This is a genomic window from Catenulispora yoronensis (assembly GCF_039531695.1).
Lineage (GTDB): Bacteria > Actinomycetota > Actinomycetes > Streptomycetales > Catenulisporaceae > Catenulispora > Catenulispora yoronensis.
Genome location: NZ_BAAAQN010000035.1, coordinates 13,682 through 30,059 on the forward strand (window position 1 = coordinate 13,682; position 16,378 = coordinate 30,059).

The window sequence follows — 16,378 nt, forward strand, 5'->3', positions numbered from 1 at the left end:
TCAGGGGAGCAGCCGGTGGGCCAGTCCCAGGGCGATCGGCACGATGCCGATCAGGACGAAGGCGGGCAGGAAGCAGCCGGCGAGCGGGGCCACGCCGCGCACCCCGGCCCGGCGGGCGGCGGCGGTGCCGGCGGCCCGGCGTTCGGCCCGCAGATCCTGGGCGCAGGCGCGGATCGCGGCCGCCGGCGCGTCGCCGGACAGCCCGGCGCGGCCGAGGGCCTCGGCCACCGGGCGCAGCCCGGGTTCGGCGGCCACCGCGCGCCAGCTGGTGATCGGGTTGCCGCCGAGCCGGAGCAGGTGCGCGACCTCCTGGAACCGGTCGGCCAGGGCCGAGGCGGCGTGGTCGGCGCAGGTGCTCAGCCGGCCCGGCGGCCGGATGGCGTTCGCCACCACCTCGGCGGCCCGCACCGGTTCGGCGCCCGCGGTCAGGCAGGCGGCCAGCAGTTCCGCCGCCTCCGGGCACAGCCGGGCCGATGCCTCGGCCACCCGGCGGGCGTGCCGCGCCGCGGTCCAGGGGTTGCGGCGCAGGCCCTGGAGGAACCGGGCGCGCCGGCCGGCCCGCCTGGCCGCCGCGCCGGTCCCGGGGACGGCCAGCCGGGCCAGGCGGCGCCGGGGCCCGCGGTCGGCCGGCTGCGGCCAGCAGAGCACCGACAAGGCCGCCGACAGACCGGCCGCGAGCCCGGTCAGCGCGATGCCCAGGGCGGTCACGACAGCGCCTCCGCGGCCCCGGCGATGCGGTTCATCCACATCACGCCGCCGGCCACGAAGCCGATGCCCAGGACCAGACAGCCCTGCCCGACCCCGGTGTGCAGCAGCATCGGCACCGGGGCCAGGCCCATGCCGGACCCGATCACCAGTCCCAGCGAGGGCAGCAGCGCCAGCAGCCGCGCCGACGAGCGGACCCCGGCGAGTTCGGCGTCGAGCTCGCGGCGCTGCGTCCGCTCGGCGCGCAGCACGTCGACGAGTTCGCCGACGGCGGCCACCATGCCCGCGCCGCCGTCGGCGACCTGCCAGCACGCCGCCAACCCGGCCAGGGACTCCCGGCCCGGCGTGCCGGCGGCCGTGCGCAGCACCTGGACCACGTCGCCGACCGCGCTCGGCGGCCCGGCGAAGTACAGCGCCAGCTCCGGACAGGCCCCGGCGGCGGCCACCCGCAGCGCCTCCCGGGCCTCCCGCCCGGCCCGCAGCTCCGCGCCCAGGGTGACGCAGAGCTCGATGATCTCGGCCCGGCGGCGCTCCACCGCCAGCCGGGTGTTCCGGGCCGTCCACAGCTGGTAGCCGCGCCAGGCCCCGAACGGCACCAGGATCGCCAGCACGGTCGAGCGGGCCAGCAGCGAGCACAGGATCCCCAGCGCCACCGCGGACAACGCGGTCGGCCACACCCCGGCCCACCGCACCCGCCACCGGGGACCCCGCGGCCGGCCCAGCACCGCGGTCTCCAACCGGCGCCGCGCCCCGCGCCCGGGGAAGGTCAGCACCGCCGAGGCGGCCAGCACCCCGGCCATCATGGAGTTCATCGCGGCCCCCCGGGGCCGGCGGCCGCCGGACCGTAGTCGGCGACGAACGGTTCGCCCGCGGCGGTGCCGCCGTCGGCCGGCGCGTCACCCACCACCGGCAGCAGGCGGTCGGCCACCGCCAACGCCTTCTGCCAGCCCTCCAGCCGCTCCGGACCGCCGGTCGGGACCGGAGCTGTCGGGGTCGGACCCGGCAGGGTCGGATCCAGCACGGTCTGATCCAGCACGGTCGGGCCCAACAGGATCGGATCCAGGAGCGCCGGATCCAGCGTGGTCGGACCCAGCACGGTCGGACTCAGCGTGGTCGGACCCAGCAGGGCCGGATCGGTCGGTGCCGCGTGCGCCCCCGGTCCCCGGTGCTCCAGCAGGTGCTCCAGCGGTTCGGCCAGCGGCGCGCCCGACGGCGGCCCGGCCGGGGCCCGCGGCGTCCAGTCGCGGATCTCCAGGCCCAGCAACCGATTCAGCCGATCGGCGCCGGGGCCGTAGGTCGTGGAGCCGTCGGCCCCGAAGACCACCGCGGGCCGCACCTCGGTCTCGGGGAACCCGCGTTCCAGGACCCCGATCGCGGCCAGCCGCCGCCGGCCCTGGTCCCGCACCAGGTGGACGACCACCTGCACCGCCGACGCCAGCTGGGCGTGCAGCGCCCCGCGCTCCAGCCCGGCCGGCGCGGCCAGCGCCTCGACCCGGGCCACCACGTCCTCCACGCCGTTGGCGTGCAGCGTGGCGGCGCAGCCGTCGTGGCCGGTGTTCATCGCCGCCAACAGCTCCAGCACCTCCGGCCCGCGCACCTCGCCGACGACCACCCGGTCCGGCCGCATCCGCAGCGCCTGCCGGACCAGCGTCCGCAGGTTCACCGCGCCGCGGTTCTCCTGGTTGGGGAGCCGGCACTGCAACCGCGCCACGTGCGGATGCTCGACCACGATCTCGGCGCACTCCTCGGCGACGACGATCCGCTCGGCGGCCGGGACCAGGCCCAGCAGGGCGCCGAGCAGCGTGGTCTTGCCGCTGCCGGTGCCCCCGGTGACCAGATACGACAGCCGGGCGGTCGCCACGGCGCGCAGCAGGCGGGCCCCGTTCTCGGTCGCGAGCCCGGCGGCCGCCAGCCGCTCCAGCGGGACGGCCCGGCGCGGCGGCACCCGCAGCGAGACCAGCGTGCCCCGGGCGGCCACCGGCGGCAGCACCGCGTGCAGGCGGGTGCCGTCCGGCAGGACGCCGTCGACATAGGGCACGGCGTCGTCGAGCCGGCGGCCGGCATGCGCGGCCAGCCGCTGCGCCAGCCGGCGCACCGCGGTCTCGTCCGGGAACCGCACCTCGGCCCGGCTCAGCTGCCCGGCCCGCTCGATCCACACCGAGTCCGGGCCGTTGACCAGGATGTCGGTGACCTCCGGATCGGCCAGGTAGCGGTCCAACACCCCGGCGCCGGTGAGCTCGGAGCGCACCTGGTACGCCGCCGCGCGCAGGTCCCGGCCGTCGAGCATGCAGCCCTCGGCCCGCAGCGCGGCCAGGATCGCCTGCATGTCCACCCGCACCGGCGGGGTGGCCAGCCGGGTGCGGACCCGCTCGATCAGCGACGGACTCAGCCGCGGCCGGTCCGGCGGCCCGGGGGTCCCGGGGGTCCCGGGGCGGGACGGGACCGGCTGGAGCATCGCCCCCGGGCCGCCCGGGGCCCCCGGGGCGCGGGGGATCGGCCGGGGCGGCGGGGCCGGAAGGGCGGACGGCGGGTTCATGCCGCCGCCCGGGACACGGTCCCGCGCCGTCCGGCCGGGGCGCCGAACAGGTCGTCCAGGAAGGCCCGGCAGAACGTCGACACGCTGCCGCGGCTCGTGGCCCCGGGCGGCTCGCCGTGCTCGGCCGCGACCGACAGCCGCCGGTCCGGCCCGATCACCCCGGCCAGCGGCAGCCCGCCCAGCACATCCGTTATGTCCAGCGGCTCCAGGCCGCCCGGCGCCGGCAGTCGCACCACCACCCGCAGATCCGGGGTGAGCAGCCGCACCGCGGCCGCCAGCTGCGCGGCCGCCGCCGAGGCCCGCACCTCGGCGGGCACCACGATCAGCGCCGTGGTGGCCAGCCCCAGCGCCTCGGTGGCCGCCTCGTCCAGGGTCCGCGGCAGATCCACCACCACCAGGTCCCCGGCCTGGGCCAGGGCGCTGAGGACGGCGCGGGCCGGCTCCGCGCCGACGCCGGGCAGGGCCAGATCGGTCCGGGTCCGGGGCCAGGTGAGCACCGGCAGCCCGGAGTCGGGCGCCGGGGCCGCCCCGGGGGCGCCCGCGCCCGCCCCGCCGCCGGGCGCCAGGCGCGCGCCCGAACCGGAATCAGAACCCTGGTAAAGCGGGACGACTCCGCTCCGGGAAAGCGATTCCCGGAGCGCCGGATCGTCCCCGAGTGGCGAATCGGGGCCGCGGCGACCGAGGGTTTCCCCGGACATCGCACGCCCCGGGCCGGGCCGGAGTTCCGCGTCGGCGGACGAGGATCGGGTGCCATACAAGGGATTCCCGGCGACTTCCCGGACCCCGGATTCGAACGGATGTCCTGGTTCCATCCCGAGCCACGGATCCCCATTCTCCGGGCCGGGCGGAGCGCCGCCGTGATACCAGGACTCCGCGACGCCGCCCGGGGCGCCGGACCAGTCGGCCGGGCCGCCCAGCGGCGCCGGGGCGCCGATCCCGGGGGCGCCGGGGGCGGTCCCGGTGGGCTCGGGGCGGGCGATGCCGCCGAGGCCGAGGTCGAGGCCGAGGTCGTCGCGCAAACCGTCGCCGATGCCCATACCGTCGTCCGGGGTGCGGCCGGACCCGTCGGCGCCGTCGTTTCCTTCGGGCCCGTCGAGCCCGTCGAGCGGGTCGGACCGGTCGGCCCGGTCGGCCCGGGGCCAGGCCAGCACCGGCAGCCGGTCCCCGCCCTGGTCGGGGAAGCCGAGGCCGGCGGCCAGCCCGTGCCGGGAGCGGGCGGCGTAGGTGGGCAGCGCCTCGCGCAGCGAGCGGCCGCACAGCCGGCCGTCCCGCCAGCGGGCCAGTTCCGACCAGCGCGGGCCCGGCTCGGTCTCCAGGCCGAACAGCAGGTCGATGCCGCCGCCGGCCGGATCCAGGTCGACCAGGGTGCAGCGCAGCCCGCGCCGGGTCCCGGCCAGGGCCAACGCGGCGGCCAGGGTCGAGCCCCCGGCGCCGCCCCGGCCGGAGAGCACCGCCACCAGCGCCCCGGGCTCGCCGCGCGGCCGGTCCGCCTCGGCGAGCATCCCGGCCAGCCAGCGGGCGCAGTCCGGCAGGATCAGCACGTGCGCGGCGCCCACGGCGGTCCCGCGCCGCCAGACCGTGGCGTCGTCCAGGTCCCGGCCGACCAGCGCCACCTCGGGGCGGCGCGGCAGCCCGGCCCGGGCGGTGGCGGCCGCCTGGTCGGCGCCGACCAGGACCAGCGGGGCGGCGTCCCAGCGCCGCCGGGCGGCCCCGGCGTGCGGGACCACCTCGATCCGGACCCCGGCCTCGGCCGCCACCCGGGTCAGGGCCCGGACCAGCGCCGGGTCCGAGGTCACGGCCAGCGGCGGGACGCCGCCGGAAGCCGGACCGGTATCGGCATCGCCGTCCGCATCACCGCCGTATGAGTGCTCGGACCAGGGCGAATCGCGTTCGCCGGACCGGCGCTCGACCGGCCGGCCGGACGGATAGGCGGGATCGACGGGACCGGGCCGGCGGGCGCGGGGCCGTCCGGACGCGGGCTGCCGCGGGACTTCACGCATGGCGCCTCCGTGGGTTCGGGGGCCCGCCGGTGCTCGGCGGGCCGCGGTCCCACGGTCGCGAAGGAATCGCGGTTCGCGCCAGGACTCCCGGAAGCACTTGTGGATAAACCCGGCTTGGGGATAACCGCTATCCCTCGTTCGGTGTAGTGCCCCCGCTGTTATTGGATGCCCAGTCTTAGTTCGTGTGCGAACTTGTGGATTTCTCAGGAAGGAAAAACGAAGGCGCCGGGATATGGCGGACATCGGTTGTCGGAACTGTGCCCGGCGGAAGTGTCGAAGGATGTGTCCGAAGGGGCGGGAGGGAAGTCCCGGGGCGGTTCGGCACACCGGTTGTCCGAACAACCGGACCCCTGAACGCCGACGGCCCGCCGGTGAGGGCGGGCCGGGGCTGTGACATCGCAAGCCAGGGGAAAAGTGAAGACCCCCGCCGGGGGGGAGAGCGGGGGTCTTCTCCACGACCAGGCTCGGGGGGGAGGAGCCGGGCCGTGGTAGCACGGTCGCGAACGATCCGTGACTTCCATGGTGTACCCGACGCTCGCAGAATGCAAACCCCGGGCCGATCCATTACGCCGAATGCGTGAAGCGCGACGCTGCGACCACGCGCAACTGCACGACAAAGCCGTCATCGAGCCCGCATCTGTCGAGGGGCTCGACCTAGTAGCTTTACGCAACGCTATCCTCGACTGTGTGGATGAGCATGCGGACGCACGTGCGGATGACGCGGGCCGCCCGGCCGCGTTCTTCGACCTGGACAAGACGATCATCGCCAAGTCCTCGACCCTGGCGTTCGGCCGCTCGTTCTACAACGGCGGCCTGATCAACCGCCGCTCGGTGCTGCGGACGGCCTACGCCCAGTTCGTGTACCTGGCCGGCGGCGCCGACCACGACCAGATGGAGCGGATGCGGCAGTTCCTGTCGGCCATGGCCACCGGCTGGGACGTGGAGCAGGTCAAGGAGATCGTCGCCGAGACCCTGCACGATCTGATCGACCCCTTGATCTACTCCGAGGCCGCGGCACTGATCGCCGAGCACAAGGCGGCCGGGCGCGACGTGGTGATCGTCTCCACCTCCGGCTCGGAGGTGGTCGAGCCGATCGCCGAGATGCTCGGGGCGGATCTGGCCATCGGCACCCGGATGGCGGTCGACGACGCCGGCCGCTACAGCGGCGAGATCGAGTTCTACGCCTACGCCGAGAACAAGGCCAAGGCGATCCTCGAACTGGCCGCCGAGCGCGGCTACGACCTGAGCCGCTCCTTCGCCTACAGCGACTCGGCCACCGACGTCCCGATGCTGGAGTCGGTCGGCCACCCCTACGCGGTCAACCCGGACCGCGCGCTGCGCAAGGAGGCCGCCGCCCGGGACTGGCCGATCCTGGTCTTCGACAAGCCGGTGGCCCTGCGCTCCCGGGTTGGCGAGCTGGCGGCCAAGCCCGCGGTCTCCGGCACCGCCCTGGGCCTGGCGCTGGCGGTGGCCGGGACGATCTGGTGGCTCGGTACCCGCGGCCGCCGCCGGGGACGCTCCGGCCGGGCCTGAGGGCGCCGGGACCGGCTCGGCGCACCTGATACACAGACCCGGCTCACACCGGAAAATCCAGCTGAACCAGCTCAGCAAACCAAGCTGAAACAGCGAGACCAGCTGAACCGGCTGAACCAGCCGGCTCACCTGCCAGCGCCGCCGGCACCGGTGGAGTGAGCAGTTCCCGGCGCCACCGGTTCGGCAGCCGCGCCTGTCGCTCGGCCGACCGCTCAGCCGGCGCTCGGGGACCGGTCGCCCGGGCGGTCGGGGACCGAGCGCACCACCACCATTCGGTCGGTCTGCTTGATCGTGCCGATCGAGTCGTCGTCGAAGCGCATGGTGCGGGAGCCGCGGATGACCGCGAGCACCGGTTCCTTGAGCGCGCGGGGCTCCTTGCCGACGTCGCGGGCGTCGGCCGGGCGTTCCACCAGTTCCAGGCCGTCGCCGTAGGACAGCAGGTCCTGGACCACCTGGCCGACCTTGGGGCTGAAGGTGGCCACGCCGAGCAGCTGGCCGGCGGTGTCGGAGCTGGTCACCACCGAGGTGGCGCCGCCCTCGCGGAGCAGCGGCGCGTTCTGGGCCTCGCGGACCGAGGCCACGATCGTGGCGCGGCGGGTCAGGCGTCGGACGGTCAGGGTGGTCAGCACCGCGGTGTCGTCGCGCTGGGCGCTGACCACCACGTGCCGTGCCTTGCCGATCTCGGCGCGCTCCAGCACCTCGCTGCGGCTGCCGTCGCCGACGATGCCGACCAGGCCGCGGCGGTTGGCCTCGGCGATCCGGACCGGGTCGGTGTCGACCACGACGATGGAGGCCGGGTCGAAGCCGTTCTTCAGCAAGGTCTGCACCGCCGAGGCGCCCTTGGTGCCGTAGCCGACGACCACCGTGTGATCCCGCACCTTCGACCTCCACCTCTCCAGCCGCCACTCGTTGCGGGTCCGCTCGGTGAGCACCTCCAGCGTGGTGCCGACCAGCACCAGCAGGAACAGCACCCGCAGCGGCGTCACCACCAGGGTGTTGACCAGCCGGGCCGTGCCGCTGACCGGCACCACGTCGCCGTAGCCGGTGGTGGACAGGGTCACGGTCGCGTAGTAGAACGCCGTGAGCCAGCCCACCGGCCGCCCCGAGGAGTCCTTGTAGCCGTCCCGGCCCAGGTAGACGATCACCGCCGAGAGCACCAGGATCGCCAGCGCCAGCAGCACCCGTTTGAGCACCGCCCACAGCGGGCCCGGGACCGCGCGCGGCAGCATCACCGAAGGGCGATACGGCGCGGCGTACGTGACGTCCTCGTTCAGACCGCCAGCACCTCCACCCGCTGTCCCGCGCCGAGGGCGACCACCCCTCCCCCCGGCGGCACCACGGCCAGCCCGTCGGCCAGCGCCAGCCCGCGCAGCATCGCCGGGCCGGTGAAGCGCAGCGGGGCGGCGCAGGCGTCGGTGACGGATACGGGCACGAGTCGAGTGTCGGTCGGGTGGGTGCGCACGGCATCCCCGAGCGGCAGGAAGTGTGACGCCGCCGCTCCCGCGCCGCCGCCGTCCAGGCCGGACAGCCGGCGCAGCAGCGGGCGCACCAGGGTGACGAAGCCGGCGACCGCGGCCAGCGGATTGCCCGGCAGCCCGGCGACGAACCGGCGGTGGTGCCGGGTGCCGCCGTGCTGGGCCAGCAGCATCGGGTGCCCGGGCCGGACCGCGACGCCGTCGACCAGCAGGCGGGCCCCGAGCTCGGAGAGCACCCGGTGCACGTGGTCCACCGGGCCGCGGGCCGTGCCGCCGGTGGTGATCACCAGGTCGGCGGGGGAGGAGGCGACGGCGGCCAGCAGGTCCCCGGCGTCGTCGGCGACCCGGGCCAGGGTGGTCCGCACGCCCAGCTGGGCCAGCCAGGCGCCGAACATTGGCCCGAGCGCGTCGCGCACCCGGGCGCCGTCCGGCAGGCCGGAGGCCGCCAACTCGTCGCCGATCACCAGCAGCGTCACCCGCGGCGGCTCGTGGACCGGCAGGTCGTCGTAGCCGGCCGCGGCGGCCAGGCCGAGCACCGCCGGGGTGACCCGGGTCCCGGTCGACAGCATGGTCTCGCCCCGCCGCGACTCCTGGCCCTGCGGCCGGATGTCGGTCCCTATCGGCAGGCCCAGCTCCGTGCCGCGCAGGGCGCGGGTGGTGACGCTGCCGGCCGCCGACTCCCCGTACCTCCGCTGCGGGGCCGGAACGGCGGGGCGGCTGTGTGGATCCTCGCCCTCGCCGACATGGAGCCGCTCGTGGGGGTCGACGAATCCCCGCTCCCGGCGGAGCACGGCCTCGGCGCCCGACGGCATCCGCGCGCCGGTCGCGATCTCGACGGCCTCGCCGTCCGCGATCCGGGAGGACTCCTGTCCGGCGAGGACCTGGCCGGTGACCTTCCACGGACCCGGGCCCGCGACCGCCCAGCCGTCCATGGCGGACGTCGCGAACGGCGGCAGATCCACCAGCGCGGACAGCGACTCGGCCAGCACCGCGCCGCAGGCCTCGGCCAGCGGCACCCGGGTGACCGGCAGCGGGATCGCGGCGCCGGCGGCGATCCGGCGGGCCTCGGGCCAGGAGGTGCTCACCGGTCGGGGGATTCCGAAGCGCCGCCGGCCGAGGTGCCGGTCGCGTCGCCGATGGAGGCATGGGCCGGCCCGCCGGTTGCGCTGCCGGAGGGAAGCGAGCTCGAACCTGAGCCCGAACCTGAGGCCGAGCCCGAGCTCGAACCTGAGCTCGAACCTGAGCTCGAACCTGAGCTCGAACCTGAGCTCGAACCTGTGCCCGAGCTTGCCCCGCCGCCCGTCGCCTGCCCGGATTCCGCGGCGCGCGCCGGTCCGGAGCCCGCGGCGTGTTCGGCCACTGAGCCGCGGGCCGGTGCGGCGCCGGTCGGGGTCTGGCGGGCGCCGCCGGCTCCGCCTTGCGCGCCGGCCAGTTGCTGCTCCTGCGGGTGTCCCTGTCCCCACGCCTGAGCCAGGGCGCTGAGCTTCGCGATCGGGCCGTCCAGGGCGCCGCGTCCGCCGTCGGCGGAGCTGCGCAGTCCGATCGCGTAGCCGGCCAGGAAGGTGGTCAGTGGCGCGGCAGGTCGTTTGACGTTGTGCGCCGCGACGCCGGCCAGGCCCAGGATCGCGTCCAGGTCGCCCGGGGCGAGTTCGTGGCCGGCCAGGCCCAGTTCGGCCGCGGCGGCGGCGCACCAGTCGGCGAGCAGCTTGTCATCGTCCATGCCGTCCATCTTTGCCGGTGCGGCGGGCCGTGTCGCGAGCACCGCGCGAGCGGCGTGTAACGCGTTCCAGGTATCGCAGTCCGCGGTGACGCCGTCCCGGTCCGGCACGCGGGTGATCGCGAGCCCGCGCAGAATCGAGAACAGCCGGGCGCCGGACGGTTCCGGGATCTTGGTCAATGCCCGGGCCAATGCCGGCCGCCGATATACCGCGGCCAGCGGTTGGTCTTTGCCGTCCGCGTCGGTGAAGACAACCGCGTCGGCGGTCAATGCCCGCCGCAACAACTCGACCGCCGCCGGATCCAGGAAAGGCAGATCCGCGGCGAAGACGGCGACCACTTCCGAGGAGCCGATTTCCATTCCGGCGGCCAGCGCCGGCACCGGGCCGCCGCCGGGCGGGTCCTCGCGGGTGAACACGACCGGGCGGCGCACCGGGCGCGGCGGGCCCACGACGGTGATCGACGCCGCGCCCGCGCACGCCGCCACCACGCGGTCCAGCAGGCTCATCCCGCCGACGTCCAGCGCCGGTTTGTCGACGCCGCCGAGCCGCCGCGCACCGCCGCCGGCCAGCACGATGGCGTCGAAGGGCACGCCGAAGCCGTCCGGATCGTCCATGACCGCCACCTTAACGCGGTGTTTCCCACTGCTCGTCTCCCGCCGTGCCGCCTGGAGCGCACCTTCCGCGGTGCCTTCTCAATCGGTAGAACGTGTTCTAATCTGACGAGTGCTCAGATCATCCCGATCACGCCGACCGCGGGAGACACCGCCGCATGCGCCCACCGGAACACCTGGCCTACACCCCGGCCCAGCGCGCCCTGCGGGCCGAGCTCCGGGCCTACTTCGCCGCGCTGGTCACCGAGGACGTGCGCCGGGACCTGCGGCTGCCGGACACCTCCACGGCCACCGCGCGCACCCTGCACCTGAAGCTCGGGGCGGACGGCTGGCTCGGCGTCGGCTGGCCCCGGGAGTACGGCGGCCGCGGGCTCACCCCGGTGGAGCAGTTCGTCTTCTTCGACGAGGCGGCCCGGGCGGGCTGCCCGCTGCCGCTGGTCGCGCTGAACACCGTCGGCCCCACCCTTATGCGCTTCGGCTCGCAGGAACAGAGAGACCTGCTTCTGCCGGGCATCCTCGCCGGCGAGACCGACGTCGCCGCCGGCTACTCCGAACCCGGCGCGGGGACCGACCTGGCGAGCCTGGCCACCCGCGCGGTGCGCACCGACGACGGCTCCGCCTACATCGTCAACGGCCAGAAGATCTTCACCACGCACGGCGACTCGGCCGAGTACATCTGGCTCGCCTGCCGCACCGACCCCGACGCGCCCAAGCACAAGGGCATCACGATCCTGCTGGTCGACACCCGCTCCCCCGGCTTCGAGGCCACCAAGATCCACACCATCGCCTCGCACTACACGACCGCCACCTACTACCGCGACGTCCGCGTCCCGGTGTCCATGCGGGTCGGCGCCGAGAACGAGGGCTGGAAGCTGATCACCACGCAGCTCAACCATGAGCGCGTCGCCCTGGCCGCGGTGGCCCAGGGCGTGATCCGGTCGTTCGCGAACGTCCAGCACTGGGCCGCGAACACGCCCGCCGCCGACGGCAAGCGCGTCATGGACCTGCCGTGGGTGAAAGCGACCATGGCGCGCGCCTATGTCCGGATCAGCGGCCTGCGACTCTTGAACGGCCAGATGGTCGCGGCCCTGCAGAAGGACCAGACCGGGGGACACCTGTCCCCCGCCGATGCCTCGGCCGCGAAGGTGCACGGAACCGAAACCCATATAGAGGCGCTCGCGGAGCTGCTCCAGGTTCTCGGCGCGGGCGGAATCCTCAAGGCGGGCTCCCCCGGCGCGCTCCTCGCGGGCGACCTCGAATTCCTCTACCGGTACGCCGTGACCAACACCTTCGGCGGCGGTGCCAACGAGATCCAGCGGGAGATCATCGCGATGACCGGTCTGGCGATGCCCCGAGTACGCAGATAGGGAGAGCCGTGGAGACCGATCCGCTGTACGAGCAAGTGTCCGCGCACCTGGCCGATCCGCCGTCCGACCCGGTCCCGGCCTGGGACCCGGTGAACCAGCCGATGATCCGGCACTGGTGCGACGCGATGGGCGACGAGCTGCCGATCTACACCGATGCCGACGCGGCGCGCGCCGCCGGGCACCCGGACGTCGTCGCCCCGCCCGCCGCCCTCCAGGCCTGGACCATGCCCGGACTGCGGATGCGCGGATTCCAGGACGGCACCACCCGGGCCCAGGCCGAACTCGTCGAAGCCGGCTATCTGGCGGTGGTCGCCACCAACTGCGAGCAGACCTACCACCGCTATCTCACCCTCGGGGACCACCTGTACGCCGTCTCGTACTTGGAGTCGGTGTCGGCGCGCAAGCGGACCGCGCTCGGTGACGGCTACTTCCTCACCTCGGTCACCGAGTACCGGGACCAGCATGGCGAACTCGTCGGGGAGATGTCGTTCCGTACTCTGTGGTTCAGGCCCAAGGAGCAGTCATGACGCGGCCGCAGCCCCTGACCGGCCGCGACAACGCCTACTACTGGGAGGGCGTCGCCAAGGGCGGCGTGCTCATCCAGAAGTGCACAGCCTGTGGATCGCTGCGGCACCCGCCCTCCCCCATGTGTCCGGACTGCCAGTCACTGGACTGGACGACGGTGCCCGCCACCGGTCGCGCGGTCCTTCACAGTTACACCATCTGCCATCACCCGCTGCCGCCGTGGGAGGAGGGCCCTTACGCGGTCGTCCTCATAGACCTGGAGATCGAGGACAGCGATGAGCGGCCGCGCATTGTGTGCGGTACGCGCGGCATCGCCAACGAAGACCTCCGGATAGAGATGCCGCTACGTCTCCTCTTCGCGGACGGCCTCGTCTTCGTGGGACCCGAGGCGGCGTCATGACTGTTACGGAACAGCCTGTGGATGAGGCACTGGAAGCTGTGGACGACTTGTCCACAGCGGTTTTCAGAGACCTTGACATCGAAGCCACCCGCAGTCCTGCCTACAGCAACGAAGCGGTCTCCGACGAACACGACCGCCGCTTGTGGCGCACACTCGCCGATACCGGACTGCTCGCCGCGGTGCTTCCGGAGAGCGTCGGAGGCGGTGGGACCGGCATTCCGGGCATGGTGCGGCTGCTGACCGAAGCCGGCGCGGCGCTCGCACGCGTGCCCTTGGTCGAGACCTTCGTCGCCGTCCCGGTCATCAGCGAGAAGCATCTCCCTTCAGTGCTGTCCGGCGAACTGGTCATCAGCGCGGCCCTCACCGAGCACCCTTCCACCATCGCCAGTCCCCTCCGGCTGACCGGCCGCCGCCTCAACGGCATCACACAACTCGTGCCGTATCCGTTGAGCGCTGACGCGGCACTGGTTCCCGCTGTGCGTGAAGACGGTTATGAAGTCCTCGCCCTGGTCTCGCTCTCCACCGCACGGATCGGCGACCAGGTCACCACGACCGGCGAACCGCTGGGCGTCCTGGAGTTCATCGACGCCGAGGTCATGGAGCTCTGCGACGCCGCCGACCGGGCCCGGATCCTCGCCGCGGTCTTCTCCTCTGCCATGCTCTGCGGGATCGCGGCCCGCGCCTTGGCGATGACGTCGGAGTACGTCAGCGGTCGTGTGCAGTTCGGCCATCCGCTAGCGACCTTCCAAGCCGTCGCACTCTGTGCGGCCGACCGCTATATCGACTCGCGCGCTATGAACGCCGCGCTCTGGGACGCCGCCTACGCGCTGACCGAGCACCCGCATGACTCGCCGCGTGTCCGCTACGCCGCGGCGACCGCCAAGATCTGGGCCGCCGACGGCGCGCGTCGCGTTGTCGGCTCCGCGCAGCACTTGCATGGCGGCTTTGGCGTCGATGTCACCTATCCGCTGCACAGGTATCACGCCTGGGCGCGCTACTGGGAGCTCTACGGCGGCTCCGCCGAGGCCTGGTCCGGCGAGCTCGGAGAACTGATCGCGACCCACCCGATCGAGGAGGACGAGTGAGCGAGCTGCCGAAGGTCGGCGAGACGTTGCCGGACCTCGTCGTCCCGATCACCCCGACCCGGATCGTTGCCGGCGCCATCGCCTCGCGGGACTACCAGGACGTGCACCACGACGTCCCCGCGGCGCGGGCGAAGGGCTCCCCCGACATCTTCATGAACATCCTCACCACGAACGGCCACGTCGGGCGCTACGTCACCGACTGGGCCGGACCCGGTGCCCGGATCCTCAAGATCGCCATCCGGCTCGGCGTACCGAACTACCCCGGCGACACGATGACCCTGACCGGGACGGTGACCCGCGCTGAGGAGGACGGCACCGTGGAGGTCGCGGTGCGCGGCGCCAACCGGCTCGGCGACCATGTCACCGGCACTGTGATCGTGAGGGGTGTCGGCGAGTGAGCAGATCCTTGTCCGGTAAGGCGGCGATCGTCGGTATCGGCGCTTCGGAGTTCTCCAAAGAGTCGGGCCGCAGCGAACTCCAGCTGTGTCTGGAGGCCTGCAAGGCCGCGCTCGACGATGCCGGCGTCGCACCACAGGACGTCGACGGCCTGGTGACGTTCTCCATGGACTCCAGCCCTTCGATCATGGTCGGCCGCGGCCTGGGCGTCAAAGAGCTGCGCTACTTCTCGCTCGTCGACTATGGCGGCGGCGCGGCGTGTGCGACGGTGGCGCACGCCGCTGCGGCGGTTGCGACGGGACTTGCCGATGTCGTGGTCTGCTACCGCGCCTTCAACGAGCGCTCCGGCCGCCGGTTCGGCTCCGGCGACGCCGCTGTCCAGATGCGCGGTGAGTCGCCTATGGCGCAGCACTTCGGTTACTACGCGCCGTACGGTCTTATTACGCCTGCGGCATGGGTCGCCATGGCGGCCCGGCGCTATATGCACCGGTACGGCGCGACCTCCGAAGACTTCGGCCGCGTCGCGGTGGCGGCGCGCGCGCACGCCGCCACAAACCCGAAGGCCTGGTTCTATCAGCGCCCCATCTCCTTGGACGACCACCAGAGATCGAAGCTCATAGCGGAACCGCTGCGGCTTCTGGACTGCTGTCAGGAGTCCGACGGCGGGGTGGCACTGGTGATCGTCTCCGCCGAGCGCGCACGGGACCTCCCGGGGCAGGAAGTCCTTATTGCTGGCGCCGCACAGGGATCGGCTCATGACCAGCACATGATGACCAGCTACTACCGCGACGACATCACCGGTCTGCCGGAGATGGGCACCGTGGCTCGCCAGGTATGGAGCCAGTCCGGTCTGGGGCCGCAGGACATACAGACCGCGGTCATCTACGACCACTTCACGCCGTTCGTGCTGACGCAGCTTGAGGAGTTCGGCTTCTGCGGGCGAGGCGAGGCGCGCGACTTCATCCAGGACGGCGCCATCCACCTCGGCGGCCGCCTTCCGCTCAACACCCACGGCGGTCAACTCGGGGAGGCCTACATCCATGGCATGAACGGCATCGCCGAGGCGGTGCGCCAGGCCCGCGGCACGGCCGTCAACCAGGTCGCCGACGTCCGCAACGTCTTGGTCACGGCGGGCACCGGGGTGCCCACGTCGGGACTGCTGCTCAGTGCCCTCTGACCCGCCCCCGAAACCGCCTGTTGACCTGCATGGCCGCCGCCTTGGCCCCGATGGTCCGAACAGCCACTTCGCCACCAGCCGTAACCCTACGTTCCGTTGCCTGTCGGAACGATCAGTTAATCTCGGAGCCATGCCCCGTCTCGCACTCTTCGACCTGGACGACACTCTGATCTCCTCCAAGGACGCCTTCGTCGCGTGGATCGGCGAGGTGGTGGCGGAGCATGGCGTAGGGGGCGACGCGCACAGCTTCCTTGAGAAGGAGCACGTCTTCTGGACCGGCACCCCGGACGACACGTTCCGGGGCCTGGTCGAGTTCTTCGCGCTGCCCGCCGATCCCGCCGACCTGATGCACGCCTACCGGGGCCGTATGGTCGAGCTGCTGACGCCGTACCCGGGCGTGCAGGACGGCCTGGAGGCGCTGCGGGACGCCGGCTGGCGGATCGGCATCGTCACCAACGGCTTCGGCGACTTCCAGAACGCCAAGATCGACGCCGTCGGCCTGCGCGCCTATGTGGACGTGGTGTGCATCTCGGATGTCGAGGGCACCTGGAAGCCCGAGGCGAAGATCTTCGAGCTGGCCTCGGACCGGGCCGGCGCGCCGCTGGAGGGCGGCTGGATGATCGGCGACTCGCTGGCCGCCGACATCGCCGGCGGCAACGGGGCCGGCCTGCACACGGCCTGGCTGCACCACGGCCGCCCGCTGCCGTCGGCCGCCGCCGGTGATCCGCAGCCGGAGTACATTATTGAGCGCACCGCCGAGGCCTTCGACCTGATCCTCGGCCGCCCCTGACGGTCGGTGACTCCGGCTTGACCTTGACGTTACGGAAGCTTCTACCGTCGAAGAAGCGGT

The 16,378-nt window shown here is 73.4% G+C and carries 15 protein-coding genes; 8 read left to right on the plus strand and 7 right to left on the minus strand.

Features of this window, described 5'->3' with window-relative positions; genetic code table 11:
• The 4 genes from ABD481_RS25920 to ssd are packed head-to-tail and all read right to left on the minus strand — an operon-like array spanning position 1 to position 5,241.
• On the minus strand, positions 1–708 hold the full coding sequence (locus tag ABD481_RS25920) for a type II secretion system F family protein (RefSeq protein WP_344668355.1): 708 nt from the start codon (positions 706–708) through the stop codon (positions 1–3).
• Entirely contained in the window at positions 705–1,517 is an 813-nt protein-coding gene (locus ABD481_RS25925) for a type II secretion system F family protein (protein ID WP_344668356.1), read from the minus strand. The genes ABD481_RS25920 and ABD481_RS25925 overlap by 4 nt, the downstream gene beginning before the upstream one ends.
• The gene (locus ABD481_RS25930; protein WP_344668357.1) at positions 1,514–3,241 is read right to left on the minus strand and encodes a TadA family conjugal transfer-associated ATPase; all 1,728 of its coding nucleotides are present in this window, start codon (positions 3,239–3,241) and stop codon (positions 1,514–1,516) included. The genes ABD481_RS25925 and ABD481_RS25930 overlap by 4 nt, the downstream gene beginning before the upstream one ends.
• The gene (gene ssd, locus ABD481_RS25935) at positions 3,238–5,241 is read right to left on the minus strand and encodes a septum site-determining protein Ssd (protein WP_344668358.1); all 2,004 of its coding nucleotides are present in this window, start codon (positions 5,239–5,241) and stop codon (positions 3,238–3,240) included. The genes ABD481_RS25930 and ssd overlap by 4 nt, the downstream gene beginning before the upstream one ends.
• A gap of 687 nt (positions 5,242–5,928) precedes the next feature.
• Between ssd and ABD481_RS25940 the strand changes: the two genes are divergently transcribed.
• Complete coding sequence (locus ABD481_RS25940) at positions 5,929–6,774, plus strand: HAD family hydrolase (protein ID WP_344668359.1); 846 nt, start codon at positions 5,929–5,931, stop codon at positions 6,772–6,774.
• Positions 6,775–6,986: 212 nt separating this feature from the next.
• Here the strand turns inward: ABD481_RS25940 and ABD481_RS25945 are convergent, their stop codons facing one another.
• Genes ABD481_RS25945 through ABD481_RS25955 form a run of 3 tightly spaced genes read right to left on the minus strand, consistent with a single transcriptional unit; the run spans position 6,987 to position 10,581 of the window.
• Positions 6,987–8,003, minus strand: a complete 1,017-nt coding sequence (locus ABD481_RS25945; protein ID WP_344668450.1) for a potassium channel family protein — start codon at positions 8,001–8,003, stop codon at positions 6,987–6,989.
• Between the two features lie 41 nt (positions 8,004–8,044).
• On the minus strand, positions 8,045–9,334 hold the full coding sequence (locus ABD481_RS25950; RefSeq protein WP_344668360.1) for a molybdopterin molybdotransferase MoeA: 1,290 nt from the start codon (positions 9,332–9,334) through the stop codon (positions 8,045–8,047).
• On the minus strand, positions 9,331–10,581 hold the full coding sequence (locus ABD481_RS25955; protein ID WP_344668361.1) for an NTP transferase domain-containing protein: 1,251 nt from the start codon (positions 10,579–10,581) through the stop codon (positions 9,331–9,333). Before ABD481_RS25955 ends, ABD481_RS25950 begins: the two co-directional genes overlap by 4 nt.
• A gap of 155 nt (positions 10,582–10,736) precedes the next feature.
• On the opposite strand from ABD481_RS25955, the gene ABD481_RS25960 reads away from it, so the two are divergent.
• From ABD481_RS25960 to ABD481_RS25990, 7 genes are all read left to right on the plus strand, one after another.
• On the plus strand, positions 10,737–11,945 hold the full coding sequence (locus ABD481_RS25960) for an acyl-CoA dehydrogenase family protein (RefSeq protein ID WP_344668362.1): 1,209 nt from the start codon (positions 10,737–10,739) through the stop codon (positions 11,943–11,945).
• Between the two features lie 8 nt (positions 11,946–11,953).
• Positions 11,954–12,472, plus strand: a complete 519-nt coding sequence (locus tag ABD481_RS25965; RefSeq protein WP_344668363.1) for an FAS1-like dehydratase domain-containing protein — start codon at positions 11,954–11,956, stop codon at positions 12,470–12,472.
• Positions 12,469–12,870, plus strand: a complete 402-nt coding sequence (locus tag ABD481_RS25970; RefSeq protein ID WP_344668364.1) for a Zn-ribbon domain-containing OB-fold protein — start codon at positions 12,469–12,471, stop codon at positions 12,868–12,870. The genes ABD481_RS25965 and ABD481_RS25970 overlap by 4 nt, the downstream gene beginning before the upstream one ends.
• Before the next feature lie 17 nt (positions 12,871–12,887).
• Positions 12,888–13,955: an acyl-CoA dehydrogenase family protein gene (locus ABD481_RS25975; protein ID WP_344668365.1), complete on the plus strand. Its 1,068-nt coding sequence runs from the start codon at positions 12,888–12,890 to the stop codon at positions 13,953–13,955.
• A complete protein-coding gene (locus ABD481_RS25980) occupies positions 13,952–14,353 on the plus strand; it encodes a MaoC family dehydratase (RefSeq protein ID WP_344668366.1) in 402 nt (133 codons plus the stop codon). The genes ABD481_RS25975 and ABD481_RS25980 overlap by 4 nt, the downstream gene beginning before the upstream one ends.
• Positions 14,350–15,528 (plus strand): lipid-transfer protein, encoded by a 1,179-nt coding sequence (locus ABD481_RS25985; protein ID WP_344668367.1) that lies wholly within the window; start codon positions 14,350–14,352, stop codon positions 15,526–15,528. The genes ABD481_RS25980 and ABD481_RS25985 overlap by 4 nt, the downstream gene beginning before the upstream one ends.
• 130 nt (positions 15,529–15,658) lie before the next feature.
• Entirely contained in the window at positions 15,659–16,318 is a 660-nt protein-coding gene (locus ABD481_RS25990) for an HAD family hydrolase (RefSeq protein WP_344668368.1), read from the plus strand.
• The last annotated feature ends 60 nt before the right edge of the window (positions 16,319–16,378 follow it).